This is a genomic window from Phenylobacterium sp. (assembly GCF_031984885.1).
Lineage (GTDB): Bacteria > Pseudomonadota > Alphaproteobacteria > Caulobacterales > Caulobacteraceae > Phenylobacterium.
Map to the genome: position 1 here is coordinate 162,275 of NZ_DAMABV010000007.1, position 22,349 is coordinate 184,623.

Below are 22,349 nucleotides of genomic sequence, written 5' to 3' on the forward strand. Positions count from 1 at the left end.
CGGCGACGGAATTCACGGAACTGGCCGGGGCGGGGGCGGGCCCCCGTGGGACAGGGCTCTGAGCATGAATGCTTTCATCGCCTCCGGCGCCGGCTTCCTGGTCGCCGTGCTGTGGCTTGACCTGATGTTCGACGTCCAGGTGCAACGGCGTGGTCCCGACCGGGCCTCGAACGAGGTGCTGGCCTCGATCTCGGCCTACTACCGGCGGGTGACGACCGAGGCGTGGCCGATGAACTGGCTGATCTCGTCGGTGATGGCGCTGACCCTGGCGGCGATCCTGGTCCAGATGGTCCAGGGCGCGCATGCGGTCTGGGTCGGGGTGGTCTCGCTGCTGCTGGCGGTGCTGGCGATCGGGCTGGCCCTGGGCCGCACCGTGCGCAACGCCGTGCGGCTGGGGCAGGCGGTGGACCTGCCGCAGGTGCAGACCCATCTGGCGGTGCAGATCTACCACGACCACATCATCTGCCTGGCCGCCATGCTGGGGCTGGCCGGCCTGCAACTGGCAACGAGCCTCTAGCTAAGGCGGCTTAGTTGTAGGGCGATCGGGCGATCAGCTCGGCCTCGGCCGAGCAGGCCGCGCCGTCGGGGGCCTTGGCGCCCTTGCGCAGGGCGGCGAGCTCCTTGCGGGCGGCGTCCATGTCGGCGCGAAACCGGGCCGAGCCGTGCAGGCCGGCGACGACGATGGAGCCGTTGGTGCGCCCCGCCTCGACCGCGCTCATATTGTGCACGCCGCAGACCAGCCGGCTCTCGCCGAACGAACGGGCGCGGGCGAGGATCTCGGTCGAGCGGTCGGGAACCAGCTCGGCCAGGATCAGGCCGACGGTCCAGCCCCAGGTGGTGTGGCCGGAGGGGTAGTCGGGGCTCTTGGCCAGGCCCTCGGTCTTGGCCACGCAGATGTCGCCCTCGTCGATCAGGTAAGGGCGCTGGCGCTTGTAGATGTCCTTGGGATGGTTGACGGCGCGGCGCACGTCGTAGCGGGCGGTCATCAGGATGCCGGTCAGCCTGGGCGCGGTCTGCGCGGTCAGCTCCATGCCGAGGGCGCAGCTCATGTCCTTGACGATCGCGGCCTCGTCGGCGTCGGCGCTGGCCAGCGACCAGCGGGGGCTGTCCTTCAGCGCGCGGGTGGCCAGGAAGGCCGAGCGGTCGGCCTGGTAGCGGATCGTGCCGGGCGTCGGGGCCGGAGGCAGGATCTTGTAGGTGTCGGGCGCGGCCTCGCCGAGATAGCCGCTGGGCTCGGGGGCCGGGTGCTGCTGGGCGAGGGCTGCGCCCGAGGCGGCGAGGGCCAGGGCGGCGGCCAGGCTGATCAATAGGCGGTTCATGACATCCCTCCCGAACGGGCCCCGATCATGCGGAGGCGCGTGCGCCGTTCAAGCCTCTCCGCTCAGATTTGAGTCACCGCACGCGCGCGAGCCGATAGAGTGCGGCCCACAATCTGCATCCTGGAGATCGCCATGCATCGCGCCATCGCCCCTGGAAACGTCGCCGTCGTCACGGGTGCGGCGGGCGGCATCGGCGAGGCGGCGGCCCGCCGCTTCGTGCGGGAGGGGCTGCGGGTGTGCCTGGCCGACGCCGACGCCGAGGGCCTGGCGCGCGTGCAGGCCGAGCTGGGCGACCAGGCGATCGCGGTGCGTGTCGACGTGTCGGACCGCCAGGCGGTGGAGGGGCTGGCGCGCACGGTGGCCGAACGGCTGGGCGCGGTCTCGGTGCTGATGAACAACGCCGGGGTCGGCGGCGGCGGCGATGCGCTGTCCAATCCCGAGGGCTGGTCGCGGGTGCTGGGGATCAACCTGATGGGGGTGCTGCATGGCGTGCAGGCCTTCGCGCCGGCCATGGCCGAGGCCGGCGCGCCGGGGCTGGTGATCAACACCGGGTCCAAGCAGGGCGTGACCATGCCGCCGGGCGACACCGCCTACAATGTCTCGAAGGCGGGGGTGAAGGCGCTGACCGAGGGGCTGGCGCACACGCTGCGCAACACGCCCGGCTGCCAGGTGAGCGCCCACCTGCTGGTGCCGGGGTTCACCTATACCGGCATGATCGCCCGGCGCATCCCCGAGCGCCCGACCGCGGCGTGGACGCCCGAGCAGGTGGTCGAGCGCATGTTCGAGGGGATCGCGCGCGGCGACTTCTACCTGTGGTGCGAGGACAACGAGACGCCGCGGGCGGTGGACGAGAAGCGCGTGCTCTGGACCGCCGGCGACATCGTCGAGAACCGGCCGGCGCTGTCGCGCTGGCATCCCGACTGGAAGGACCGGTTCGACCGGTTCATGGCCGGCCAATAGTCCCCAAGGAAAAACGGCGCCCCGAAGGACGCCGTCTTGTCTAAGCCTCAGGCCTTCTTTTCGAAGAGCTTGTTCCAGCGCGGCTTCGTGCGGGTCTTCCACGACCCGCGGTGCCAGGCGTCGGAGGCGATCAGCGGGACGACGGTCGTGGCTTCGGCGAAGACCATCTGTTCCCAGGTCACGTCGACCTTGCCCCAGGAGCAGGCTTCCTTGAGCGTCGAGGACGAGCAGGCGCCGTCGCGCACGTCGGCCACGGTGATCTGGACCGCGTACTTGTGCATCTCGGCCTCGTGGCCGAGGATCTCGGCGCAGACCACGGTGTCCTGGGCGAAGTTCTTCGGCACGCCGCCGCCGACCATGAACAGGCCCGTCGTGCCCGCCGCCAGCTTGATGTCGGTCAGTTCGCGGAAGTCGGCGACCGCGTCGATGGTCAGGTAGGGCTTGCCCTCCTTCATCTTCTCGACCTGGTGCTTGACGAGGCCGAAGCCCGCCGACGAGTCGACGAAGGCCGGGCAGAAGATCGGCACGCCTTCGCGATAGGCGGTCTCGATCAGCGAGTCCGGCTTCTTGGCGTTGCCGGCCGCCAGCCACTTGCCCATCTCCCAGATGAACTCGCGCGACGAATAGGGGCGCGGCTCCAGCAGGTTGCAGATCTCGTAGATCGTGCCGTCGCAGTTCTGGAGCTCTTCCTCGTCGATATAGGTGTCGTAGATGCGGTCGATATAGAGGTCGCGCAGGTCGCGGTCGTCGACGTTCGACTGGGCCTGGTAGTGCTTGAAGCCGAGGGCTTCGAAGAAATCCATGTCGACGATCGAGGCGCCGGTGGCGACGATCGTGTCGATCATCCCGTACTTCACCATGTCGCGGTAGATGTGCATGCAGCCGCCGGCGCTGGTCGAACCGGCCAGGGTCAGCCAGGTCGAGCAGTCCTTGTCCTCCAGCGACATCGACCAGATGTCGGCGGCGCGCGCGGTGTCGCGGCTGGTGAAGCTCATCTTGCGCATGGCGTCGATGACCGGGCGGGCGTCGTACTGGTCGATCGCCACGTGCTCGACGGTGTTGGCCAGCAGTTCGGCCTTGCGGTTCGACTTCTGAACGTCAGCGTTCATTCTCTGAAACCTCTAGAGTTTGAGCGCCCGTCCGAAATGGAAAAGCGCGGCCGGGACGGAGCGACCGGCCGCGCCTATAACGATGCAGCCGCCGGCTTATTTCCGCCGACGCTTCTTTCCCCGCGCACGCGACAGCTTCACGACATTCTGGTTCTCCTGGCGGGGAACCGGAATGGAGCGGCGGGCCAGGCCGAACATCGAGGCCATGGGCGCGTCGGCCGCCTCGACGGTCTCGGCGTCGCCGTAGCCGTTGAAGCGGGTGTTCATCGCCACGCCATAGGCGCCGAGCATGCCGATCTCGACATAGTCGCCCTCGCGCACGTCCTCCGGCAGCCAGAACGGGCCGGGCATGTGGTCGAGGGAGTCGCAGGTCGGACCCCAGAAGCGATAGGGCTTCAGCGGCCCCTTCACCTCGTAGGCCTCGCCGTTCTCGCTGCGGAGCAGCTTGACCGGAAAGGGCCATTTGGTGTGCGCGGCGTCGAACAGCGAGCCATAGGACCCGTCGTTCAGATAGAGCGCGTCGGCCTTCTTGAGTTCGACCTTGGTGAGGATCGAGGAGCCTTCGGCCACCAGCGCCCGGCCCGGTTCGCACCACAGCTCGGTCGTCTCGTGCACCATCATCTCGGCGAAGCCGCGGTCGATGGAGTCCATGTAGTCGGCCAGGTCCGGCGGAACCATGCCGGGATAGACCGACGGGAAGCCGCCGCCCACGTCCACCACGTCGGCGAACACCCCGGCGCGGACCAGGGCGCGCGAGGCCTGGGTCATGGCGGCCTGGTAGGCCGTCGGCCGCATGCACTGGCTGCCGACGTGGAACGAGACGCCCATCAGGTCCTGGGTCGCGCGGCGGGCCGCCAGCAGCAGGCCGGGGGCCTGGTGCGGATCGACGCCGAACTTGCCGGCCAGCGAATAGGCCGCGCCCTCGGCGGAGACGCCGAGACGGACGATCAGGTTGAGGTCCTTGGCCCCCTGGGTCGCGGCGAGGATCTTCTCGAGTTCCTCGTGCGTATCCAGCGAGAAGGTCTTCACGCCATGGTCGAAATAGGCGGCGGCGATCGCCGCGCGGCTCTTGACCGGGTGCATGAAGGCCATGCGGGAGCCCGGCGCGTGCTGCGCGACCAGCTCGATCTCGGGGACCGAGGCCACATCGAAGGACGTCACGCCGCTCTCAGCGAGGGTCTTGATGACCCATGGCGAAGGATTGGCCTTCACCGCATAGAAGACGTCGCCCTTGAAATTTTCCTGGAACCAGCGCGCCGCTACCGCCACCGCGTCCGGTCGCGCAATGGCGACAGGGCGTTCCGGTGACCGCTCACGGACCAGGTCCAGGGGCGTATGGTACGTGCGCAATTCACGTAGCCCCCATTGGCAGTTGAACCCAGCCGGCGTTAGCAGCGCTTTTCAGGACATCGGGTCCGCCGGAGCGCTGCGAAATAGGGACGATGACCCCCGATGTAAAGGGGTTTGTTCCTTCGCCTAGAAATTGTCATCAAACCCTGGCCGCGCCAGGGCTTGCGAGGGGGCGGCCACGACGTGGTTTCCATCTGGTTTCCAGGGGGCCGCAACCCCTTGAGGGGCGGGCCCTGACGCTCCCTGCGCCGGGCCCCTTTTCCTCCCCTGCGTCAGCGGGGGAGGGGGACCACGCGTCAGCGTGGTGGAGGGGGCGGGCCGCAAGCTCATGGCCGGCCGCCGCCGCCTCCACCGGCTGCGCCGGTCCCCCTCCCCCATGAATGGGGGAGGAAAAATAAGGCGACCTCCGTATGCCATCGTCCTGCCTTTCCACCCCGGGGGACGGGAATGTCTGAGATCCGGTTGCGGCCGGCCTCGCCGGCGGATGCCGCGGCCATCGCCTTCTACGAGGCGCTCGGTGGGCGTCGCGCAGGCCGCTTCACCGATCCGGGGCCGCTGTGGCGATCCGACAACATCGTCTTCGTGTGGGATGAACTGGCCGATCTGATGTAGAAGAAGGCTGCATGACTGCGCTGGCGTCTCCCGGAACTTGCCGTAACGGCTGGCGTGGCATCGCAGGCTGGACCGAAAGCGTGGCGCTATGTCATGAAGCCGTCGCAGGGGTCGGCGATCACAGTCAGTCCGTGCGCGCGCCGATCCGGGGAAGCCTCGCCATCCATGTCTGAAGCCGCCGTACTGTCCGTGCGGAACGCCTCCAAGAGCTTCGGCTCGCGTCGGGCCCTCGATTCCGTGTCGCTCAATGTCCGCAAGGGCGAGATGATCGCCCTGATCGGGCCGTCGGGTTCGGGCAAGTCGACGCTGCTGCGCTCGATCAGCGGCCTGCAGACCATCGACGCCGGGGCCGGCAAGATCGAGGCCTTCGGCGGCGTGGTGCAGTCGGACGGCAGGATCAGCAGCAAGGTGCGCGACGCGCGCATCCGCATCGGCTTCATCTTCCAGCAGTTCAACCTGGTCGGGCGCCTGACCCTGTTCTCGAACGTGGCGCTGGGGTCGCTGGGCCGCATCCCGTTCCTGCGCGGGGTGTTCGGCTTCTGGCCGGCCGAGACCAAGCAGGCGACCATGGCGGCCCTGGCCCGGGTCGGGGTGGCCGAGTACGCCGGCCAGCGCGCCAACACCCTGTCCGGCGGCCAGCAGCAGCGCGGGGCCATCGCCCGCGCCCTGGTCCAGAAGGCCAAGATCATCCTGGCCGACGAACCCGTCGCCTCGCTTGACCCGGTGTCGGCGCGACGGGTGATGGAAATTTTGCGCGACCTGAACCAGCAGGACGGCCTGACCGTCGTCGTGACCCTGCACCAGGTGGACTACGCCCTGCGCTATTGCGACCGCGTGGTCGCCCTGAAAGCAGGCAAGATCGTCTACGACGGCGCGGCCTCCGGGCTCGACCGCAAACAGCTCATCGACATCTACGGCCCGGAATTCGAAGACGTGTTCTGGGAAGGAGCCCCGCAATGATCGACCGTCGCCTGCTCATCGGCAGCAGCCTGGCCGCCCTCGGTCTAACGGCCTGCGGCAAGTCCGAGACCACCACGCCGGCCGGCGGCCCGCCCAAGGTGATCAACTTCTCGATCCTGGCGACCGAGAACTCCAGCAGCATGGAGACCTTCTGGAAGCCGATCCTGGCCGACATGGAGAAGTCGATCGGCATTCCGGTGAAGCCGTTCTTCGCGTCCAACTACACCGCCCTGATCGAGGCCCTGCGCTTCAAGCAGACCGACGCCGGCTGGTTCTCCAACCAGTCGGGCCTGGAGGCCGTGCGCCGCTCCAACGGCGAGGTCTTCGCCCGCACCTTCGATCCCAGCGGCACGGACGGCTACAAGTCGCTGCTGATCGTCCCGGCCAGCTCGAAGACGACGCTGGAAGACGTGCTGAAGTGCGACAAGAGCCTGACCTTCGGGATCGGCGACGCCAAGTCGACCTCGGGCACCCTGGCGCCGATGACCTATCTGTTCGCGCCCAGGGGCATCCGGCCGGAGGCCTGCTTCAAGCAGGTGCGCACCGCCAACCACCAGGCCAACCTGTTCTCGGTGGCCAAGGGCGTGCTCGACGTGGCCACCAACAACTCCACCGCCCTGCGCCTGCAGCGCGAGCGTGGCTCGCCGGTCGCCGACCAGGTGCGGGTGATCTGGGAAAGCCCCAAGCTGCCCGAGGACCCGATCATCTGGCGCAGCGACCTGGACCCCTCGGCGAAGGAGAAGCTGCGCCAGTTCTTCCTGACCTACGCCCAGGGCGAAGGCGCCGAGGCCGAGCGCCAGCGCAAGCTGCTGGCGGCGCTGTCGATCGGCGGCTTCCGCCCGGCCGACAACTCGCACCTGCTGCCGGTGCGCGAGATGGAGGCGACCGAGCAACTGCTGTCGGCGCGCAACGCCGGCGACAAGGTCAAGGAAGGCCAGGCCCAGAAGGCGCTCGACACCATCGCCGCCGAGCGCGCGGCGCTGGAAGCCAAGACCGGCCAGCCCGTCGCGACCCAGTAGGATAGTCCCGTGACCGCCAGCGTGACCGACGCCGACCTCCTGAAACCGCCATCGCGGCCGCTGGGGCAGCAGGTGTTCGATATCGCCCTGTGGGGCGGCATCGCCATCCTGCTGGTCATCAGCTTCGGCCCGGCCGAGATGCGCAAGCTGCCGATGCTGTTCCAGAATTCCGAGAACATGCGGCAGTTCGGGCAGGAGTTCCTGCATCCGGACTTCAGCGACTGGACGTTCCTGGTCGGCCAGATGTGGCTGACGGTCCAGATCGCGCTGTGGGGCACGGCCATCGCCGTGCTGATCGCGGTGCCGCTGGGCCTGCTGGGCGCGCGCAACGTGACGCCGTCCTACATCCAGTTGCCGATCCGCCGGCTGATGGACATGCTGCGCTCGGTGCCCGACCTGGTCATCGGCACCATCTTCGTCGTGGCGGTGGGCCTGGGGCCCTTCGCCGGGGTCATGGCCCTGGCGCTGAACACCGGCGGGGTGCTGGGCAAGCTGTTCTCCGAAGCGGTCGAGTCCATCGACAAGGGCCCGGTCGAGGGCGTGCGCGCCACCGGCGCGGCCCCGTTGCAGGAGGTGGTCTGGGGGGTGATCCCGCAGGTCGCGCCGCTGTGGACCTCGTATGCGCTCTATCGGTTCGAATCGAACAGCCGCGCGGCCACGGTGCTCGGCCTGATCGGCGCGGGCGGCATCGGCCAGATCCTGTTCGACAGCCTGAACTCGTTCGCCTACTCGCGGGTCGCGGCCATCGCGATCGTCATCGTGGTCGCCGTCACACTGATCGACCTGCTGTCACAAACCATCCGTGGGCGTCTGCTTTAGGCGTGTCAAAAAGGTCGCAGGCGGGGCGCCTCGTGAGTCCCGTCCCTGAACGCCCGGCGAATGGGCGATTCCGGGGAATCCCTGGCGCATAAGGGTTTCTGAGCGCTCGGGCGCCGTTCCTGCCGGGCCCGGCGAGAGCCATCGCAAATCCGTCATCAAACTGACGACCGGCCGTCGCGGAAGCTTGGCTGAAGCGTCACGGGACCTCGTTAAGCCGCCTCCCAAGCCTCTGAAAGGGCTCACGGGGATAGCTCTACAAGGATCCGGACAATGAAGATCAACACCTCGCTTTGCGCCGGGGCGGCGCTCGGCGTGCTCGCGCTGGCGATCGCCGGCGGAGCTCAGGCTCAAGACACCACGACCTCCTGGAAGGGCGCGCCGCAGTTCCAGAACGACTCGCTGACCTTCAAGGTCCGCGGCCGGGTCTACGAAGACTTCGTGCACCAGGAAGTCGACCGCCAGACGGGCGCCGACTTCGAAGCCAACGTCACCCGCCTGCGGACGGCCCGCCTGGGCGTCGAAGGCACCTGGAACTCCAACTGGGCCTACAAGGCCGAAGTCACCCTGTCGTCGACCGGCGGGACGACCCAGTGGGAAGACCTGATCCTGGAATACAAGCCGACCGACAACATCTCGATCATGGCCGGCAACTTCAAGACCGTGTCGTTCGAGAACATCTCGTCGTCGCGCTACACGACCTTCATGGAACGCGGGCCGTTCAACGACGTGCTGGACATCGGCCGCGTCATGAACGTGCAGGTCAAGGCCAACGGCGAGAACTGGACCGTCGCCGCGGCGATCTCGGGCGACTCGCTGAACAGCGCCGATCCGACCGCCACCGCCAACGGCGGCAGCGAGGCCCTGGGCGTCAACGGCCGGGTGACCTGGGCGCCGATCAACGGCGACGCCACCAAGCTGCACGTCGGCGCCTGGGCGCGCTATCGCGATCGCCAGGACCAGGCCAACTTCACCTACCAGGCCCGGAACAACACCAACTACGGCGCGCGCTACATCACCACCGGCGCGGTCGGCGTCTCCGACAAGATGGTCGGCCTGGAAGGCGTCTTCATCCAGGGCCCGTTCTCGGTGCAGGGCGAGTGGGCGACCGCCGACGTGGATCGTCTGGCCAACGTCTCCAGCAACCTGAAGACCTACTACGTCGCGGGCTCGTGGTTCGTGACCGGCGAGATGAAGAACCTCGACGTCAAGAAGGGCGAATGGGGCCGGACCAAGATCCTGAACCCGGTGACCAGCGGCGGCTTCGGCGCGCTGGAGCTGGCGGTCCGCTACGACAACACCGACCTGACCGACTTCAACGTCCCGGCCACGGCCGGCGAGTACTCGGCCTGGACACTCGGCGCCAACTGGTACCCGCACCCCTATGTGCGGTTCATGGCGAACTACACGAAGTCCGAGAACGACAACCGCGCCGTCGGCGCCGACGTCGATGTCGAGACGCTGCAGTTCCGCGCCCAGTTCGACTTCTAAGACCTCCCCAGCGGGGCGGCCCGTCGGGCCGTCCCGCACCCCGCAATCCCTCGAGGAGAAGCCTCCCGTGAAGAAGATCCTGGCCTTCAGCGCCGCCGCCGCCTCCGTCATGGCGATTTCGGCTCCCGCCCACGCCGCCCGCGACTACGTCTGGGCCGCCGGCTCGTCGACCGTGTTCCCGTTCGCCACCCGCGTGGCCGAAAACTACGCCAAGAAGACCGGCAAGAAGGCTCCGAAAGTCGAGAGCCTGGGCACCGGCGGCGGCATCAAGCTGTTCTGCGGCGGCGTCGGCGACGCCTATCCGGACATCGCCAACGCCTCGCGCCCGATGAAGAAGTCGGAATTCGACGCCTGCGCCGCCAAGGGCGTGAAGGACATCGTCGCGATCAAGATCGGCTTCGACGGCATCGTCGTGGCCACCGACAAGGACGGCGCCGACTACAACTTCAAGACCGAGCACCTGTACCTGGGCCTGGCGGCCAACGTGCTGCGCCAGGGCAAGTTCGTGCCCAACCCCTACCAGACCTGGGACGAGATCGGCTCGGGCCTGCCGGGCAACCGCATCAACGTCTACGGCCCGCCGCCGACCTCGGGCACCCGTGACGCCTTCGTCGAACTGGCCATCGAGGCCGGCGCCCGCAAGTTCCCGACCGCCGAGGAGCTTCGCTCGAACAACGAGAAGAAGTTCAAGGAAGTGGTCGATCCGCTGCGCAAGGACGGCTGGGTCGACGCCGGCGAGAACGACAACGCCATCGTCGGCACCCTGACCAAGACCCCCGGCTCGCTGGGCGTCTTCGGCTGGTCCTACCTCGAAGAGAACATGGACAAGATCAAGGGCGCGGCGGTCAACGGCGTGAAGCCCTCGTCCAGCACCATCGCCGACGGTTCCTACCCGCTGTCGCGTTCGCTCTACATCTACGTGAAGAAGGCCCACATCGGGGTGACCCAGGGCCTGCAGGAATACCTCAACGAGTTCGTCTCCGACGCGGCGACGGGCCGGGGCGGCTACCTGCAGAGCCGCGGCCTGATCCCGCTGCCGGCCGGCCAGCACGCCGGCCAGCAGGGCGTCGCCGAGAAGCTGACCCCGATGGCGCGCCCGGCCGCCTAAGCCGAGCACCAGGAGAGCTGGCGAGCGCCGCGGACCCCAAGGTCCGCGGCGTTTTTCGTTTCAACGGCGTCTTCCATCCGTCATATATTTCGATTATTCTGGAATTATGGAAACGAAAAGCGCCGTCGCCAGCCTCGCCGCCCTTGCTCACGAGGGCCGCCTGGCCGCCTTCCGACTGCTGGTCCAGGCCGGCGGCGCCGGACTGGCGGCCGGCGAACTGGCCCGCCGCCTGGAGGTGCTGCCCAACACCCTGTCGACCAATCTCGCCATCCTGGCCCATGCCGGCCTGGTGACCTCGCAGCGGGACGGCCGCTCGATCGTCTACCGCGCCCAGTACGACGCCATGGGCGAACTGCTCGCCTACCTGGTGGAGGACTGCTGCGCCGGGTCGCCCGAGATCTGCGCGCCGCTGGCGAAGGTCGCCGGCGGCTGCTGCGCCGCCTGACGTCCAACGGAGCCTGCGCATGACCTACAACATCCTGTTCCTCTGCACGGGCAACTCGGCGCGCTCGATCATCGCCGAGGCGGTGCTCACCAAGGAGGCGGGGGGCCGGTTCAAGGCCTATTCCGCCGGCTCCACGCCCAGGGGCGAGGTCAACCTCCACGCCCTGGCCCTGGTCGAGGCGCTGGGCTTTACGGCCTCGGATTTCCGCTCGAAGTCCTGGGACGAGTTCGCCCGTCCCGGCGCGCCGGCGCTCGATTTCGTCATCACCGTCTGCGACAACGCCGCCGGCGAGGTCTGCCCGGTCTGGCCGGGCCAGCCGATGACCGCCCATTGGGGCATCCCCGATCCGGCCGCCGCCCGGGGGACCCCGGCCGAGATCGCCGCGGCCTTCGCCGAGGCGGCCCGCCAGTTGGGAACGCGCATCCGCCTGTTCCTCAGCCTGCCGCTGGAGACCATCGACCAGTTGTCGCTGCAGACCAGGCTGCGCGAGATCCACGAAAACGCCGACACGCAGGCGTCGTGACCATGTCGGTCTTCGAACGCTACCTGACCCTGTGGGTGGCGCTCTGCATCGTCGCGGGCCTGGGGTTGGGACATCTGTTTCCGGGCGTCTTCCAGGCCATCGGCTCGGCCCAGGTCGCCCAGGTCAACCTGCCGCTGGCCGGGCTGATCTGGCTGATGATCATCCCGATGCTGATCAAGGTCGACTTCGCCGCCCTGCGCGGCGTCGGCCGGCACTGGCGCGGCATCGGCGTGACCCTGTTCGTCAACTGGGCGGTGAAGCCGTTCTCGATGGCGGCGCTGGGCGCGGTCTTCATCGGCTGGCTGTTCCGGCCCTGGCTGCCGGCCGGCGAGATCGACAGCTACATCGCCGGCCTGATCATCCTGGCGGCGGCCCCCTGCACGGCGATGGTCTTCGTCTGGAGCAACCTGACCCGGGGCGAGCCGAACTTCACCCTCAGCCAGGTGGCGCTCAACGACCTGATCATGGTGGCGGCCTTCGCCCCGATCGTCGGGCTGCTGCTGGGGCTGTCGGCGATCACCGTGCCCTGGGAGACGCTGCTGCTGTCGGTGGGGCTCTACATCGTCGCGCCGGTGATCATGGCCCAGAGCCTGCGTGCGGCGCTGATCAGGCGCGGCGGCCCACCCTTGGTCGACGCCGTGCTCGCAAGGCTCTCGCCCGCGGCCCTGGCGGCGCTGCTCGCCACGCTGGTGCTGCTGTTCGCCTTCCAGGGCGAGCAGATCATCGCTCAGCCGGCCGTCATCGCCATGCTGGCGGTCCCGATCCTGATCCAGGTCTATTTCAACTCGGGCCTGGCCTATCTGCTCAACCGCGCGAGCGGCGAGGCGCACAGCGTGGCCGGGCCCTCGGCGCTGATCGGGGCCAGCAACTTCTTCGAGCTGGCGGTGGCCGCGGCGATCAGCCTGTTCGGCTTCCAGTCCGGCGCAGCGCTGGCGACCGTGGTCGGGGTGCTGATCGAGGTCCCGGTCATGCTGTCGGTGGTGGCGATCGTGAACGCCAGCAAGGGCTGGTACGAGCGCGGCGCGCGGGTGCGGTCCTAGCCCTCGGCGCGGCGCACTTCGGTGCGGACCTGGGAGCCGTTCTCCAGGGTGCGATGGACCGGGCACTTGCCCGCGATCTCGACGATCTTGGCGGCCAGGTCGTCGCTGAGCTCGCCGTCGACCGAGATGACCCGGGTGAAGCAGTCGATCTTGGCGGCGACGCCGTCGGCGCCGCCCACCCCGTCGCGGACGTGGATCTTCTGGTGGCTGACGTCGACCTGGATGCGGCCGAGGCCCAGCCCCTTGCGCGCGGCGTAGAGGCGCAGCGTCATCGAGGTGCAGGCGCCCAGGGCCACCGACAGGAAGTCGTAGGGCGAGGGGCCGGTGTCGAGCCCGCCGACGCTCTGCGGCTCGTCGGCGAACAGGCGGTGGCGGCCGGCCTGGACGGCGTTCTGGAACTGGCCGTCGCCCGTCTCCATGACCCGGACGTGCTCGATCGGGTCCTCGCCCTGCGGCGCGTCGGCGGCGATGTAGCGGCCGAGCCAGCCGGAGATCACCTCGGCGGCGAAGGCGGCGTCGGCCGGATCGCTCAGGAAGTGGTCGGCCTTGTCGAGCGAGACGAAGCTCTTGGGGTGCCTGGCGGCCAGGAAGATACGGGTGGCGTTGTCGATGCCGACCGTCTGGTCGAGCGGCGAATGCAGGATCAGCAGCGGCTTCTTCATCGCGCCGACCGCCTCACGGATGCTGCGCCGGCGCACGTCCTCGACGAACTGGCGCCTGATGGTGAAGCGGCGGCCGCCGAGCTCGACCTGCGCCTGGCCCTGGGCCTCGACCTGCTCGAGGCTGGAGCCGAGGTTCTTCAGCACGTGGGCCGGATCGGCGGGGGCGGCGATGGTGACCACCGCGCGGACCTCCGGGATGTCCTTGGCCACCGCCAGGGCGGCCGCCCCGCCCAGCGAATGGCCGATCAGCACCGACGGCGCGCGGTGATCGCGGCGCAGGTAGTCGGCGGCGGCCAGCAGGTCCTCGATGTTGGACGAGAAGTTGGTCGAGGCGAACTCGCCCTGGCTGGAGCCGAGCCCGGTGAAGTCGAAGCGCAGGACCGCCACCCCGATGCGGGCGAGGTCGGCGGCGATGCGGCGCGCGCCCAGCAGGTCCTTCGAGCAGGTGAAGCAGTGCGCGAACAGGGCGTAGGCGCGGATCGGCCCGTTGGGCCGGTCGAGGCGGGCGGCGAGCGTCGCCCCCGAATGGCCGGGGAACTCGACGCGTTCGACGCTGGCGGACATGGGATGGTCCTTATGCGGCCTCCGGACGGCGCCGGCGCACGCGGGCGAGCCGGCGCAGCTTGCGCCAGAAGCGGGTCTTCTCCGGCTCGGGATAGGGCTGGAGATTCTTCACGAAGTCCTCGGCGCAGGCCTTCCACGAGAAGCCTTCGGCGAAGGCGCGCACGGTCTTGCTGTCGAGCTTGAGCGCTTCCAGGCAGGCTTCGCGCAGGCCCTCGGTGGCGCTGTGGGCCAGGACGCCGGCGCCCGAGCCGGGGATGATGTCGATCGGGCCGGGCGCGGGATAGGCGGCCACGGGGACGCCGGCGGCCATGGCTTCGAGGATCACCAGCCCGAAGGTGTCGGTCAGCGAGGGGAAGACGAAGACGTCGGCGCAGGAGAAGTACGAGGCCAGCTCGTCGCCGAACTTGGCGCCGGTGAAGACCGCGTTCGGATAGCGCTCCTTCAGCTCTTCGCGCTGCGGCCCGTCGCCGACCACCACCTTGGTCCCGGGCAGGTCGAGGCCGAGGAAGGCTTCGATGTTCTTCTCGACCGCGACGCGGCCGACGGAGAGGAAGACCGGCCGCGGCAGGCCCGCATAGACGTCCGGCTCGTCCTCGCGCCGAGGATGGAACATCACCGTGTCGACGCCGCGCGACCAGACCGAGATGTTGCCGAAGCCGTGCCGCTCCAGCTCGTCCTTCATGGTCGGGGTGGTGACCATCATCCGGCCGGACGGCTTGTGGAACCACTTCATGTAGGCGTAGCCGGCGGCCAGCGGCAAAGGCAGGCGGGCCGAGACGTACTCCGGGAAGCGCGTGTGGTAGCTGGTCGTGAACGGCAGCTTCCATTCGACGCAGATGCGGCGCGCGGCCAGGCCCAGGGGGCCTTCGGTGGCGATGTGGATGGCCTCGGGCTCGAACGCCTTGAAGCGCTCCTGCACCGGCTCGTGGGCGGCCAGGGCGACCTTGATCTCGGGATAGGTCGGCAGCGGGAAGGTCTTGAACTGGTCGGGGCTGATCACCTCGACGGAGTGGCCCAGGTCCTTCAGCTCGCCGACCACGCGCGAGAGCGTGCGGACCACGCCGTTGACCTGCGGCTCCCAGGCGTCGGTGACCAGCAGGATGCGCATCGGCTTGTGGCCGTTCTCGCGCGGGGCGGTGATGGCGTCGCGGATGCGGGCGGCCGGCCGCGCCGGCGTCAGCGCCTGGGCCTGCAGCCAGGCCCAGAAGGCGCCCAGCAGCGCTTCCTTGGTGGGGAAATGACGATAGACGGTGCGCTCGCCGACCTCGGCCTCGGCGGCGATCTCCGCGAAGCTGAGGTCCTCCAGCGGCCCCGATTCCAGCTTGCGCGCCACGGCGTGCATGATCTGGTCGCGGGTCGCCTGTTTCTGGCGGTCGCGCAGGCTCGAAGCGTAGCGTGTCGGCGGTAACATGACAGCGGGACTGTCACCAAATCAGTGGGGCTGTCAATCAGGGCTGACCTGGGGGGTCAGGCCGCGGCTGGGGTGGGCAGGGCCTCGGGCTCCGGCGCCGGCTCGACCAGGCGGATGGTCCGGTCGATGGCCGACCACGAGCGCAGCTTGGCCCAGTGGAGGATTTCCAGGCTGCCGTCGTGATGTTCGACCAGCGCCGAGCAGCTCTCCACCCAGTCGCCGTCGTTGATATAGGCGATGCCGTCGATGTCGCGCATCTCGGCTTTGTGAATGTGGCCGCAGATGACGCCGTCGACGCCGCGGCGGCGCGCCTCGTCGGCGACGGCGGCCTCGAAGTTCTCGACGAACTGCAGGGCGTTCTTGACCTTGGTCTTCAGGAAGGCCGAGAGGCTCCAGTAGCCGAAGCCCATGCGCCGGCGGACGCGGTTGAACAGGGTGTTGGTCGCGATCAGCGCCCGGTAGGCGTAGTCGCCGACGAAGGCCAGCCACCTGGCGTGCTGCACCACCCCGTCGAACTCGTCGCCGTGCAGGACCAGGAAGCGCTTGCCGTCGGCGGTCTCGTGGATGGCGTCGCGCGCCACCACCACGCCGCCGAAGTGGACGCCGACGAACTCGCGCACGCGGTCGTCGTGGTTGCCGGGGACGTAGATCACGTTCACGCCCTTGCGGGCCATGCGCAGGATCTTCTGGACGACGTCGTTGTGGGCCTGGGGCCAGTGCCAGCCCGAGCGCAGCTTCCAGCCGTCGATGATGTCGCCGACCAGATAGAGCGTCTCGCACTCCATGTGCCGGATGAAGTCGAGCAGAAGTTCGGCCTGGCAGCCTTTCGTGCCCAGATGAATGTCCGAGATGAACACCGCGCGGTAGTTGCGGATCGCCAGATCTGTCACTCCGCGCCCCCTTGGCCGGCCAGAACTGCTCATCGGTTAGGCTGATTGCATGTCAGTCTCATGAAACCGCCTCTAGCCCTTTTGTCGCGGCGCCTTTTGAATTAAGGGTTTGGGAAGGCCGACCCTCCCCAGGTCTCCCGAAACAAGGTCCAATGGACGCCCGAACCTATCCTGCGAAGGAGACGCCGAAGTCTCGGCGTACCCGCGCGCGTATCCTTGACGCGGCCATGAGGCTGTTTGCCGAAAACGGCTATCACGCGGCGACGAACGCGATGATCGCCGACGCCGCGAACCTGACGCGCGGCGCGATGCTCTATCATTTCGCCAGCCGCGAGGAGTTGGTCGAGGCGGCGATCACCCACATCGAGGTGGAACGGGCGCGGCTGTTTGAACAAGCGGCATCCGGGCCGATGGCGCCGGGCGTGGACGCGGCCGAGCACGCCATCGACGCCTATTGGGCGCTGCTGCACGAAATTCCGTTCATCGCCTTCGCCGAGCTGGAGGCCGCGGCCCGCACCGACGCCATGCTGCGCGTGCGCCTGGCCGACGCCCAGAGCGCCTTCGACCGCAACCAGGTGGGCGACCGGTTCCTGGCCCTGGCCCAGGCCGGGGTGGACCCGCGCTTCCAGACCAGCCGCGACCTCGGCCGCTTCCTGCTGGAGGGCCTGGCCCGCGGCGCGATGACCTATGATGAGCAGGCCCGCAAGGAGCGGCTGCTGGCGGTGGTCAAGCGGGCGGTGCGGGTGCTGAACCGCAAGGGCGACGTCCAGGAACTCTGGCCCGACTGATCACCCTTCGCCGAGGTCCGCCGGCGATCCCTGGCGCGTATGGATCCCCGGCACGCCGACGCGGCCGGGGATGACGATCGGAGGCGATGGGCGACCGCGCCATCTGCGACCGCCCTCCCGACGAAGGGCCCTACCTCGCCTTTTCCGCCGCGATCCAGGCGTCCATCCGGCGTTCCAGCATGTCGAGCGGCATCGGGCCGGCCAGCAGCATGGCGTCGTGGAAACGGCGGATGTCGAACTTCTCGCCCAGCTCCGCCCTGGCCCGCTCGCGGATGGCGAGGATCTTCATCTCACCGGTCTTGTAGGCCAGGGCCTGGCCCGGCCAGGAGACGTAGCGCGCCAGCTCGATCTCGATATTGAGCGGCGAGAGGGCCGAGTTCCTGGCGAAGCACTCGCGGGCCTGGTCCAGGCTCCAGCCCTTCCAGTGCAGGCCGGTGTCGGCGACCAGCCGGCAGGCGCGCCACATCTCGTAGGACAGGCGGCCGAATCGCTCGTAGGCGTTACGGTAGACGCCCATCTCGCCGCCCAGCTTCTCGGCATAGAGGCCCCAGCCCTCGGTGAAGGCGGTGACGTTCGCCTCGCGGCGGAAGTAGGGGACGCCCTGCGCCTCCTGGCCGAGCGCGATCTGCAGGTGATGGCCGGGCACGGCCTCGTGCAGGGTCAGGGCCGGCAGCTCGTAGAGCGGCCGCTGGGGTAGGTCGTAGGTGTTGACCATGTAGCCGCCGGCGACGCCCAGGGCGGGATTGCCGGGGAAATAGCGGCCGGTGGTGTAGCTCTTCTCGATGTCGGCCGGGACCGGACGCACGCCGTAGGTCAGGCGCGGCAAGGTGGCGAACCAGGCGGGAAGCTGGTCGTCGATCCGCTTGGCGATCTCCGAGGCCTTTTCCAGCAGGGCCTCGCGGCTGGTCGCGTAGAACCGCGGGTCGCTGCGCAGGTGGGCCTGGAAGGCCGCGAAGTCGCCCGCAAAGCCGGTCTCGGCGATGACGCCGTCCATCTCCTTGCGGATGCGGGCGACTTCGGCGAGGCCGTTCTGGTGGATCTGGTCGGGGGTGAGGTCGGTGGTCGTGTGGTCCTGCACCAGCCAGGCGTAGTAGCGCTCGCCGCCCGGCAGGCTGCGGGCCGCCAGGGCCTTGCGGGCCCGGGGCAGGTACTCGGTTTCCAGGAAGGTCACGAACTGCGCCTGGGCCGGGCGCAGCCTGCCGCCGATCGCGGCGATGGCCTGCGCGCGCAGGGCCGCCCTTTCGGCCGCGGGAACCTCGGCCGGCAGGCGGTCGAGCGGCGCCAGCAGCGGGTCGTCTTCCACCGGGATCGCGATCTGCTCCCTGGCGCGGGCGATCACCTGTTCGACCGTGCCGCGCGGCTGGGTGAAGCCGGTCCTGGCGCCGCGCCGGGCGTTGGCGATCTCGGTGGCGTAGTAGGCCGGGGCGGCGTTCAGGCGGTCGATCCAGGCCCGGGCGTCGGCGGCGCTGCGCATCGGGGTCGAGGCGGCGAGATAGCCCAGCGTCCAATGGAAGCCGCCGTCCGAGGAGAACGGCATCCGCGCCTCGTCGAAGGCCAGGCTGCGGAGCTGGCGCTCGAGCGTCCAGGCCAGGAACTCCCGATTGATCCGGCCCTCGTCGGACAGGCCGGCCGGATCGAGCGCGGCGACCTGGGCGGCGAAGCCCTTCAGCGCCTTCGCCCGGGCGGCGTCGGCGGCGGGCGAGTTGTCGGGCAGGCGCGAGAGCGCGGCGCGCTCGCCCTGCTGGCCGGCCTCGATCGGGTTCTGCGACAGGCTGTAGGCCCCGTAGTCGGCGATCAGTTTCCCGATGGCGGCGTCGTCGGCCAAGGCGGGCGCGGCCCCGAGGGCGAGGATGAGGGCCAGGGCCGCCAGACGCATGATCAGTCCACCTTCACAACGAGTTCAGGAAAGCTGGCGCCTGCGGCGGCCCTGGCCAAGGTATTTTCGGCCAACCCGCCTCGCCGGACGGCGAAGAATCATCCCACTTCAAGTCTCGCCCGCGCCGCGCCATGGTCGCGGCGACAAGAAAAGCCCTCGGGGGGACCTCGATGAGTTTCGTGACGCGTCGCAAGTCGATGGGGCCGCCGCCGTCCCACGACGGGCATGGCCTGATACCGACCCTGGGCTGGCCGCACCTGGTCGCCCTGGGCGTGGGCGCGATCATCGGCACCGGCATCTACACCCTGACCGGCGTGGCCGCTGGCCTGGCGGGCCCGGCGGTGATCCTGTCCTTCGCCCTGGCCGGCGCGGTCTGCGCCTTCGCCGCGCTCTGCTATGCGGAGATGTCGACGATGATGCCGCAGGCGGGCAGCGCCTATACCTATTCCTATGTCGGCATGGGCGAGCTGGCGGCCTGGGTGGTCGGCTGGAGCCTGATCCTCGAATACACCGTCGTCTGCTCGACCGTGGCCGTGGGCTGGTCGGGCTATGCCGGCGGGCTGATGCAGCAGGCCGGCTGGGCCGTGCCCCAGGCCCTGCTGGCCGGGCCGCACGCGGGCGGGATCATCAACCTCCCGGCCATCCTGATCACCCTGGTCGTCACCGGCCTGCTGCTGGTCGGCACGCGCGAGAGCGCCACGGTCAACTTCATCCTGGTGCTGGTGAAGATCGTCGCCCTGGCGGCGTTCGTGGCCCTGACCATCCCGGCGTTCAACGCGGCCCACTTCGAGCCCTTCGCCCCGTTCGGCTTCGGCGCGACCATGGACGCCGACGGGGTCAAGCGCGGGGTGGCCGCCGCGGCGGGCATCATCTTCTTCGCCTTCTACGGCTTCGACGCCATCTCGACGGCGGCGGAAGAGACCAAGAATCCGGGCCGCGACCTGACCATCGGCATCATCGGGTCGATGTTCGCCTGCACCGCCATCTACATGATCGTCGCGGCCGCGGCCCTGGGCGCCTCGCCGTTCGACGTGTTCTCCAGGAGCCCCGAGCCCCTAGCCTTCATCCTGCGCGGCCTGGGTCATCCGCAGGTCGCCGCCGTGGTCGCCGGCGCGGCGGTGGTCGCCCTGCCGACCGTGATCATGGTCTTCATGTTCGGCCAGAGCCGCATCTTCTTCGCCATGACCCGCGACGGCCTGCTGCCGCGCGGGCTTTCGCGGGTCGGGCGGCGGGGCGTCCCGGCCCCGGTGATCATCCTGACCGGGGTGGTGGCGGCCTCCATCGCCGGCTTCCTGCCGCTGAACGAGATCGCCGCCCTGGCCAACGCCGGGACCCTGCTGGCCTTCATCGCCACGGCGATCGCGATGATGCTGATGCGCCGCCGCGCGCCCGAGCTGCCGCGGCCGTTCCGCACGCCGCTGTGGTGGTTCGTGGGGCCGGCGGCCGTGGCCGGCTGCCTCTACCTGTTCACGACCCTGCCGGTGTCGACCCTGGTCAACTTCCTGATCTGGAACGCGATCGGCGTCGTTGTCTACCTGGCCTATGGCCGGGTGCGGAGCCGCCTGGCGAGCGTATAGCGCGCCCGCCGCAGGATCTCTTCCCGCGAAAGCGCGTTTCGCGCGCTTGAGGCGGCGCAGACCCGCGCCTACAGTCCGTTCGTCTGCCGCCCGGGGCGTCAAGCAAAGCAGCGCCCTCATTTCAAGGGCGAGGTCGAGCGGCAGGCCGGCGCCTATTCTTCAGCGCCTTGGGGAGCGATGTGAATTCAGCGGTGAACAGGGGCCATGCGGCCCAAGCCGGTCGTCCGAGCGGAATGCAGGACCTGACCACGGGTCCGATCGGCAAGACCCTGATCATATTCGCCCTGCCGGTGCTGGGCTCGAACATCCTGCAGTCGCTGAACGGATCGGCCAACGCCATCTGGGTCAGCCACGTGCTGGGCGAGGCGGCCCTGACCGCCACGGTCAACGCCAACAACATCTTCTTCCTGATGCTGGGCGCGGTGTTCGGCATGACCATGGCCGCCAACCTGCTGATCTCGCAGTCGGTCGGCGGCAAGGACATCGCCATGGTCAAGCGGGTGGTGGGGTCGGCCTCGACCTTCTTCCTGCTGCTGTCGCTGTCGGTCGGGGTGGCCGGCTACATGCTGACCCCGGCGATCCTCAAGCTCATGCAGACGCCGCCGGACGCCACGCGCGATGCGATCACCTATCTGCGGGTGATCTTCGCGGCCATGCCGTTCATGTACTTCTTCTCGTTCGTGATGATGGCGCAGCGGGGGGCGGGCGACTCCAAGACCCCGTTCTGGTTCTCGGTCGCGGCGGTGGGGCTGGACGTGATCCTGAACCCGCTGCTGATCACCGGCTTCGGGCCGTTCCCGCGCCTGGGGATCGCCGGCTCGGCGACGGCCACCCTGATCAGCCAGAACATCACCCTGGTGGCGATGATCATCTATCTCTACCGCACCGATAGCGTGCTGATCCTCAAGCGCGCCGACTGGCGGCTGTTCAAGCCCGAGCTGGCGATCATCCGCACGCTGGTGGTCAAGGGCTTCCCGATGGCCCTGCAGATGCTGGTGATCTCGGGGGCGGCGGTGATGATGATCCGCTTCGTCAACGCCTACGGCTCGGCCACGGCGGCCGGCTACGGGGCGGCGATCCAGCTCTGGACCTATATCCAGATGCCGGCCATGGCGCTGGGCGCGGCGGTCTCCTCGATGGCGGCCCAGAACGTCGGCGCCGGACGCATGGACCGGGTGGGCCAGATCGCCCGCAAGGGGGTGATGATCGCCGCCTTGATGACCGGCCTGCCGGTGGCGCTGATCTATCTGGTCGAGCCCTGGGTGTTGATGGCGTTCCTGCCGGCCGGCAGCCCGTCGATGGCCATCGCCATGCATATCAACGCCTTCGCGCTGTGGGGCTTCATCCCGTTCGGCATGGCGTTCGTGCTCAACGGGATCATCCGCGCCACCGGCGCGGTGTGGCCGCCGCTGCTGGGCCTGCTGATCTCGATGTGGCTGGTGCGCATCCCGTTCGCGCAGTTCCTGCAGCCGACCCTCGGCCAGGACGCCGTCTGGTGGAGCTTCCCGCTGGGCTCGATAATCTCGCTGGTGCTGGCGGCGGCCTATTACCGCTGGGGCGGCTGGCGCAAGTCCCGGCTGATGGAGGGCATTCCGATGGGCGCGGCGCCCGACACCGGCATGAGCCCGCCGTCGGTGGCCGAGGAGACCGAGGTGGTCGACGAGGCGGCCCGTCATGCGCTTCCGGCCAAGGCCCCGGCCGAGTAGGGCCGATCCTAGAAAAACACGCCGGGGCGGCGCCGGCGCCGTTGCGTCCGGCAAACAAGCGTTTGATAATGGCCGCGGGCCCGGCGACCTAAGCGGCTGTCCGGGCGCAGGATTTCCGGACGG

The 22,349-nt window shown here is 68.9% G+C and carries 21 protein-coding genes and 1 pseudogene; 14 read left to right on the forward strand and 8 right to left on the reverse strand.

The window, feature by feature from the left end:
- Positions 1-64 precede the first annotated feature (64 nt).
- On the forward strand, positions 65-517 hold the full coding sequence (locus RTL41_RS12605; protein ID WP_312164896.1) for a hypothetical protein: 453 nt from the start codon (positions 65-67) through the stop codon (positions 515-517).
- A gap of 10 nt (positions 518-527) precedes the next feature.
- Here RTL41_RS12605 and RTL41_RS12610 read toward each other — a convergent pair whose 3' ends face one another.
- The gene (locus tag RTL41_RS12610; protein ID WP_312164898.1) at positions 528-1,319 is read right to left on the reverse strand and encodes a phosphatase PAP2 family protein; all 792 of its coding nucleotides are present in this window, start codon (positions 1,317-1,319) and stop codon (positions 528-530) included.
- A gap of 132 nt (positions 1,320-1,451) precedes the next feature.
- On the opposite strand from RTL41_RS12610, the gene RTL41_RS12615 reads away from it, so the two are divergent.
- On the forward strand, positions 1,452-2,279 hold the full coding sequence (locus tag RTL41_RS12615) for an SDR family NAD(P)-dependent oxidoreductase (protein ID WP_312164900.1): 828 nt from the start codon (positions 1,452-1,454) through the stop codon (positions 2,277-2,279).
- 47 nt (positions 2,280-2,326) lie between these two features.
- Here the strand turns inward: RTL41_RS12615 and RTL41_RS12620 are convergent, their stop codons facing one another.
- Both RTL41_RS12620 and RTL41_RS12625 read right to left on the reverse strand, forming a co-directional pair.
- Entirely contained in the window at positions 2,327-3,388 is a 1,062-nt protein-coding gene (locus RTL41_RS12620; RefSeq protein ID WP_267233734.1) for a 1,9-bis(guanidino)-5-aza-nonane synthase, read from the reverse strand.
- Positions 3,389-3,484: 96 nt separating this feature from the next.
- A complete protein-coding gene (locus RTL41_RS12625) occupies positions 3,485-4,738 on the reverse strand; it encodes a type III PLP-dependent enzyme (RefSeq protein ID WP_312164902.1) in 1,254 nt (417 codons plus the stop codon).
- A gap of 447 nt (positions 4,739-5,185) precedes the next feature.
- Here RTL41_RS12625 and RTL41_RS12630 point away from each other — a divergent pair, with 447 nt between their 5' ends.
- The 9 genes from RTL41_RS12630 to arsB all read left to right on the forward strand — a co-directional run bounded on the left by RTL41_RS12630 (position 5,186) and on the right by arsB (position 12,752).
- Entirely contained in the window at positions 5,186-5,350 is a 165-nt protein-coding gene (locus RTL41_RS12630; protein WP_312164905.1) for a hypothetical protein, read from the forward strand.
- Positions 5,351-5,515: 165 nt separating this feature from the next.
- On the forward strand, positions 5,516-6,310 hold the full coding sequence (phnC, locus tag RTL41_RS12635) for a phosphonate ABC transporter ATP-binding protein (RefSeq protein WP_312164907.1): 795 nt from the start codon (positions 5,516-5,518) through the stop codon (positions 6,308-6,310).
- Positions 6,307-7,329: a phosphate/phosphite/phosphonate ABC transporter substrate-binding protein gene (gene phnD / locus RTL41_RS12640; RefSeq protein WP_312164908.1), complete on the forward strand. Its 1,023-nt coding sequence runs from the start codon at positions 6,307-6,309 to the stop codon at positions 7,327-7,329. The genes phnC and phnD overlap by 4 nt, the downstream gene beginning before the upstream one ends.
- 9 nt (positions 7,330-7,338) lie before the next feature.
- Positions 7,339-8,148, forward strand: coding sequence for a phosphonate ABC transporter, permease protein PhnE (phnE, locus tag RTL41_RS12645; RefSeq protein WP_409418334.1), 810 nt, complete (start codon positions 7,339-7,341; stop codon positions 8,146-8,148).
- Between the two features lie 270 nt (positions 8,149-8,418).
- Complete coding sequence (locus tag RTL41_RS12650) at positions 8,419-9,636, forward strand: porin (protein WP_312164910.1); 1,218 nt, start codon at positions 8,419-8,421, stop codon at positions 9,634-9,636.
- A gap of 67 nt (positions 9,637-9,703) precedes the next feature.
- Positions 9,704-10,744: a substrate-binding domain-containing protein gene (locus tag RTL41_RS12655; RefSeq protein WP_312164912.1), complete on the forward strand. Its 1,041-nt coding sequence runs from the start codon at positions 9,704-9,706 to the stop codon at positions 10,742-10,744.
- Positions 10,745-10,850: 106 nt separating this feature from the next.
- Positions 10,851-11,189, forward strand: a complete 339-nt coding sequence (locus RTL41_RS12660; RefSeq protein ID WP_312164914.1) for a helix-turn-helix transcriptional regulator — start codon at positions 10,851-10,853, stop codon at positions 11,187-11,189.
- A 19-nt stretch (positions 11,190-11,208) separates the two neighbouring features.
- Complete coding sequence (locus tag RTL41_RS12665; protein ID WP_312164915.1) at positions 11,209-11,712, forward strand: arsenate reductase ArsC; 504 nt, start codon at positions 11,209-11,211, stop codon at positions 11,710-11,712.
- A 2-nt stretch (positions 11,713-11,714) separates the two neighbouring features.
- Positions 11,715-12,752, forward strand: a complete 1,038-nt coding sequence (gene arsB / locus RTL41_RS12670; protein WP_312164917.1) for an ACR3 family arsenite efflux transporter — start codon at positions 11,715-11,717, stop codon at positions 12,750-12,752.
- Here arsB and RTL41_RS12675 read toward each other — a convergent pair.
- The 4 genes and pseudogenes from RTL41_RS12675 to RTL41_RS12690 form a co-directional block, all read right to left on the reverse strand.
- Complete coding sequence (locus RTL41_RS12675) at positions 12,749-13,978, reverse strand: bifunctional alpha/beta hydrolase/OsmC family protein (protein WP_312164918.1); 1,230 nt, start codon at positions 13,976-13,978, stop codon at positions 12,749-12,751. The genes arsB and RTL41_RS12675 overlap by 4 nt on opposite strands.
- Before the next feature lie 10 nt (positions 13,979-13,988).
- Positions 13,989-15,086, reverse strand: coding sequence for a glycosyltransferase family 1 protein (locus RTL41_RS12680; RefSeq protein ID WP_312165139.1), 1,098 nt, complete (start codon positions 15,084-15,086; stop codon positions 13,989-13,991).
- A gap of 111 nt (positions 15,087-15,197) precedes the next feature.
- Positions 15,198-15,389 (reverse strand): annotated as a pseudogene (locus tag RTL41_RS12685) (TetR/AcrR family transcriptional regulator); the annotation flags it as partial.
- Positions 15,390-15,445: 56 nt separating this feature from the next.
- On the reverse strand, positions 15,446-16,279 hold the full coding sequence (locus RTL41_RS12690; protein ID WP_312164919.1) for a UDP-2,3-diacylglucosamine diphosphatase: 834 nt from the start codon (positions 16,277-16,279) through the stop codon (positions 15,446-15,448).
- Between the two features lie 152 nt (positions 16,280-16,431).
- On the opposite strand from RTL41_RS12690, the gene RTL41_RS12695 reads away from it, so the two are divergent.
- Positions 16,432-17,067 (forward strand): helix-turn-helix domain-containing protein, encoded by a 636-nt coding sequence (locus RTL41_RS12695; RefSeq protein WP_312164920.1) that lies wholly within the window; start codon positions 16,432-16,434, stop codon positions 17,065-17,067.
- 130 nt (positions 17,068-17,197) lie between these two features.
- On the opposite strand, the gene RTL41_RS12700 is transcribed toward RTL41_RS12695, so the two are convergent.
- Positions 17,198-18,943: a DUF885 family protein gene (locus RTL41_RS12700; RefSeq protein WP_312164921.1), complete on the reverse strand. Its 1,746-nt coding sequence runs from the start codon at positions 18,941-18,943 to the stop codon at positions 17,198-17,200.
- Positions 18,944-19,113: 170 nt separating this feature from the next.
- On the opposite strand from RTL41_RS12700, the gene RTL41_RS12705 reads away from it, so the two are divergent.
- Positions 19,114-20,520, forward strand: coding sequence for an amino acid permease (locus tag RTL41_RS12705; protein ID WP_312164922.1), 1,407 nt, complete (start codon positions 19,114-19,116; stop codon positions 20,518-20,520).
- 233 nt (positions 20,521-20,753) lie between these two features.
- On the forward strand, positions 20,754-22,226 hold the full coding sequence (locus tag RTL41_RS12710) for an MATE family efflux transporter (protein ID WP_312164923.1): 1,473 nt from the start codon (positions 20,754-20,756) through the stop codon (positions 22,224-22,226).
- Positions 22,227-22,349: the final 123 nt, after the last annotated feature.

What these genes read in the sequence shown, in the direction of transcription:
- RTL41_RS12605 (WP_312164896.1), top strand. Translation starts at nt 65, where the DNA reads ATGAATGCTTTCATCGCCTCCGGCGCCGGCTTCCTGGTCGCCGTGCTG.
- RTL41_RS12610 (WP_312164898.1), bottom strand. Translation starts at nt 1,319, where the DNA reads ATGAACCGCCTATTGATCAGCCTGGCCGCCGCCCTGGCCCTCGCCGCC.
- RTL41_RS12615 (WP_312164900.1), top strand. Translation starts at nt 1,452, where the DNA reads ATGCATCGCGCCATCGCCCCTGGAAACGTCGCCGTCGTCACGGGTGCG.
- RTL41_RS12620 (WP_267233734.1), bottom strand. Translation starts at nt 3,388, where the DNA reads ATGAACGCTGACGTTCAGAAGTCGAACCGCAAGGCCGAACTGCTGGCC.
- RTL41_RS12630 (WP_312164905.1), top strand. Translation starts at nt 5,186, where the DNA reads ATGTCTGAGATCCGGTTGCGGCCGGCCTCGCCGGCGGATGCCGCGGCC.
- phnC (WP_312164907.1), top strand. Translation starts at nt 5,516, where the DNA reads ATGTCTGAAGCCGCCGTACTGTCCGTGCGGAACGCCTCCAAGAGCTTC.
- phnD (WP_312164908.1), top strand. Translation starts at nt 6,307, where the DNA reads ATGATCGACCGTCGCCTGCTCATCGGCAGCAGCCTGGCCGCCCTCGGT.
- RTL41_RS12650 (WP_312164910.1), top strand. Translation starts at nt 8,419, where the DNA reads ATGAAGATCAACACCTCGCTTTGCGCCGGGGCGGCGCTCGGCGTGCTC.
- RTL41_RS12660 (WP_312164914.1), top strand. Translation starts at nt 10,851, where the DNA reads ATGGAAACGAAAAGCGCCGTCGCCAGCCTCGCCGCCCTTGCTCACGAG.
- RTL41_RS12665 (WP_312164915.1), top strand. Translation starts at nt 11,209, where the DNA reads ATGACCTACAACATCCTGTTCCTCTGCACGGGCAACTCGGCGCGCTCG.
- arsB (WP_312164917.1), top strand. Translation starts at nt 11,715, where the DNA reads ATGTCGGTCTTCGAACGCTACCTGACCCTGTGGGTGGCGCTCTGCATC.
- RTL41_RS12675 (WP_312164918.1), bottom strand. Translation starts at nt 13,978, where the DNA reads ATGTCCGCCAGCGTCGAACGCGTCGAGTTCCCCGGCCATTCGGGGGCG.
- RTL41_RS12680 (WP_312165139.1), bottom strand. Translation starts at nt 15,086, where the DNA reads ATGCGCATCCTGCTGGTCACCGACGCCTGGGAGCCGCAGGTCAACGGC.
- RTL41_RS12695 (WP_312164920.1), top strand. Translation starts at nt 16,432, where the DNA reads ATGGACGCCCGAACCTATCCTGCGAAGGAGACGCCGAAGTCTCGGCGT.
- RTL41_RS12700 (WP_312164921.1), bottom strand. Translation starts at nt 18,943, where the DNA reads ATGCGTCTGGCGGCCCTGGCCCTCATCCTCGCCCTCGGGGCCGCGCCC.
- RTL41_RS12705 (WP_312164922.1), top strand. Translation starts at nt 19,114, where the DNA reads ATGAGTTTCGTGACGCGTCGCAAGTCGATGGGGCCGCCGCCGTCCCAC.
- RTL41_RS12710 (WP_312164923.1), top strand. Translation starts at nt 20,754, where the DNA reads ATGCAGGACCTGACCACGGGTCCGATCGGCAAGACCCTGATCATATTC.